At 51.0% G+C, this 3124-nt stretch carries 3 protein-coding genes and 1 pseudogene; 3 read left to right on the top strand and 1 reads right to left on the bottom strand.

What is annotated here, in order from left to right:
- Positions 1-58: 58 nt before the first annotated feature.
- From A7090_RS00355 to bioD, 3 genes and pseudogenes are all read left to right on the top strand, one after another.
- Positions 59-502 (top strand): annotated as a pseudogene (locus tag A7090_RS00355) (LysR family substrate-binding domain-containing protein); the annotation flags it as partial.
- Positions 503-636: 134 nt separating this feature from the next.
- Positions 637-1857, top strand: a complete 1221-nt coding sequence (gene mlc, locus A7090_RS00350) for a sugar metabolism global transcriptional regulator Mlc (protein ID WP_105272591.1) — start codon at positions 637-639, stop codon at positions 1855-1857.
- A gap of 124 nt (positions 1858-1981) precedes the next feature.
- Entirely contained in the window at positions 1982-2677 is a 696-nt protein-coding gene (gene bioD, locus A7090_RS00345; protein ID WP_105272590.1) for a dethiobiotin synthase, read from the top strand.
- Here the strand turns inward: bioD and A7090_RS00340 are convergent.
- Positions 2630-3124, bottom strand: a 495-nt coding sequence (locus A7090_RS00340) for a chloride channel protein (RefSeq protein ID WP_241957258.1), incomplete at its 5' end; no start/stop codon positions are given. The genes bioD and A7090_RS00340 overlap by 48 nt on opposite strands.

Genomic DNA, 3124 nt, shown 5'->3' with positions numbered 1-3124 from the left:
TAATGACCAATAGCGGACATTAAAAATGGCGAAAAACGGCCAATAATCTTGGCGTTGACACACGCAGTTACCGGAAATGCTTGAACACGCAGTCATCGTCCATGAACCGCTTATGGCGATGATCCCGCACGATCATCCCCTGGCCAATAACCCGAATGTAACGCTGGCTGAACTGGCGAAAGAACCCTTTGTCTTTTTTGATCCGCACGTCGGGACAGGATTGTATGACGATATTCTCGGGCTGATGCGACGTTACAATTTGACGCCAGTCATCACTCAGGAGGTGGGCGAGGCGATGACCATCATCGGCCTGGTTTCTGCCGGTCTGGGTGTTTCAATTTTGCCTGCGTCATTTAAACGTGTTCAGCTCAACGAAATGCGCTGGGTGCCGATTGCTGAAGAGGATGCGGTTTCTGAAATGTGGCTGGTCTGGCCGAAACATCATGAGCAAAGCCCGGCTGCGCGTAACTTTCGTGCTCACCTGTTAAATGCTCTCAGGTGAGGGAAATTTCAGCGAAAAAGCCCGAAAAATGTGCTGTTAATCACATGCCTAAGTAAAAATTTGACGACACGCATTAAAGTGCTTCACCATAGCCTGCAGATTATTTCGGAGCGCGAAAATATAGGGAGTATGCGGTGGTTGCTGAAAACCAGCCAGGGCACATTGATCAAATAAAGCAGACCAACGCGGGCGCGGTTTATCGGCTGATTGATCAGCTCGGCCCAGTCTCGCGTATCGATCTTTCCCGTCTGGCGCAACTGGCTCCCGCCAGTATCACCAAAATTGTCCGTGAAATGCTCGAAGCACATCTGGTGCAAGAGCTGGAAATCAAAGAAGCGGGGAACCGTGGTCGTCCTGCGGTGGGGCTGGTGGTTGAAACCGAAGCCTGGCACTATCTTTCTCTGCGCATTAGTCGCGGGGCGATTTTCCTTGCCCTGCGCGATCTAAGCAGCAAACTGGTGGTGGAAGAGTCGCAAGAGCTGGCGTTGAAAGATGACTCACCATTGCTGGATCGTATCATTTCCCATATCGATCAGTTTTTTATCCGCCATCAGAAAAAACTTGAGCGTCTAACTTCGATTGCCATAACCTTGCCGGGAATTATTGATACGGAAAATGGTATTGTGCATCGCATGCCGTTCTACGAGGATGTAAAAGAGATGCCGCTCGGCGAGGTGCTGGAGCAGCATACCGGTGTACCGGTTTATATTCAGCATGATATCAGCGCATGGACGATGGCTGAGGCCTTGTTCGGCGCCTCACGTGGGGCACGCGATGTGATTCAGGTGGTTATCGATCACAACGTGGGGGCGGGTGTCATTACCGATGGCCATCTGCTACACGCAGGCAGCAGTAGCCTCGTGGAGATAGGTCACACGCAGGTCGACCCGTATGGAAAGCGCTGTTATTGCGGGAATCACGGCTGCCTCGAAACCATCGCCAGCGTTGACAGTATTCTTGAGCTGGCACAGTTGCGTCTTAGTCAATCCATGAGCTCGATGTTACATGGACAGCCGTTAACCGTGGACTCCTTGTGTCAGGCGGCATTGCGCGGCGATCTGCTGGCAAAAGACATCATTACCGGGGTGGGAGCGCATGTCGGGCGCATTCTTGCGATTATGGTGAATTTATTTAACCCACAAAAAATACTGATTGGCTCACCGTTAAGTAAAGCGGCAGATATCCTCTTCCCAGTCATCTCGGACAGCATCCGTCAGCAGGCCCTTCCTGCGTATAGTCAGCACATTAGTGTTGAGAGTACCCAGTTTTCTAACCAGGGTACGATGGCGGGCGCTGCGCTGGTAAAAGACGCGATGTATAACGGTTCTTTGTTGATTCGTCTGTTGCAGGGTTAACATTTTTTAACTGTTCTACCAAAATTTGCGCTACCTCAATTTGGGCCAGGAAAGCATAACTTAGACTTTCAAGGTTAATTATTTTCCTGGCTTATATTTGTGAAGCATAACGGTGGAGTTAGTGATGCTGAAGCGTTTCTTTATTACAGGTACAGACACTTCTGTAGGGAAAACAGTGGTTTCCCGCGCATTGCTACAAGCGTTAGCCTCCCAGGGAAAAACGGTTGCGGGATATAAACCCGTAGCGAAGGGGAGCAAAGAGACACCCGAAGGGCTGCGTAATAAAGATGCCCTGGTGTTGCAGAGTGTTTCAACCATCGAACTGCCTTATGAAGCAGTTAATCCTATTGCGTTAAGCGAAGAAGAAAGTAGCGTGGCGCACAGTTGCCCAATCAATTACACCCTCATTTCAAACGGCCTGGCAAACCTGACCGATAAAGTCGATCATGTGGTGGTCGAAGGGACTGGCGGCTGGCGCAGTCTGATGAATGATTTGCGCCCGCTCTCTGAATGGGTGGTGCAGGAACAACTGCCGGTGTTGATGGTTGTCGGTATTCAGGAAGGTTGCATTAACCATGCGCTGCTGACAGCTCAGGCGATTGCCAACGACGGGCTGCCGCTTATTGGCTGGGTGGCTAACCGAATTAACCCTGGACTGGCGCATTATGCGGAAATCATTGATGTGCTGGGTAAAAAACTTCCGGCACCGCTCATTGGTGAACTGCCTTATCTGCCGCGCGCTGAACAGCGTGAACTGGGGCAATACATCCGCTTATCCATGCTGCGCAGTGTGCTGGCGGTAAATAGAGTCACGGTGTAACGTTCGCGAGATTACTGACGCAATCACGCAGGCAATCAATAAACCGGGAAGTAGCTGATACTCCCCGGTCATTTCGCATATCATCAACGTCGACATAATCGGTGCGTGCGTGGTCGCCGCCAACAGTGTTGCCATCCCGGTCAATCCGAGTAAAAGCGTAATTTCTTCGCCGTCATGAAACCATAACCCCAGGCTACGACCATACAACATGCCAATGGCAAGACCGATAAATAGCATCGGTGTAAAGACACCGCCCGGTGCGCCGGAACCACTACTCGCCAGAACGGCAAACAGTTTGCAGAGGAAGATCCCGGCAATGATCATAAACAGTGGCGGGGCGGTTAAAAAGGATTGTACGGTGCTATAGCCGTTGCCCCACACGGCGGTAACCGGCTCATTTAAACCGTCTGGTCTGTTTCCTCCGGCTCTACAAAAATAATGTCCATC

The organism is Escherichia sp. MOD1-EC7003 (genome assembly GCF_002965065.1).
Taxonomy (GTDB): domain Bacteria; phylum Pseudomonadota; class Gammaproteobacteria; order Enterobacterales; family Enterobacteriaceae; genus Escherichia.
Note: the sequence above shows the minus strand (reverse complement) of the source record. Positions and strands in the feature narration are given on the sequence as shown.

Coding starts and splice junctions, on each gene's coding strand:
- bioD (WP_105272590.1), top strand. CDS start 1,982: ATGCTGAAGCGTTTCTTTATTACAGGTACAGACACTTCTGTAGGGAAA.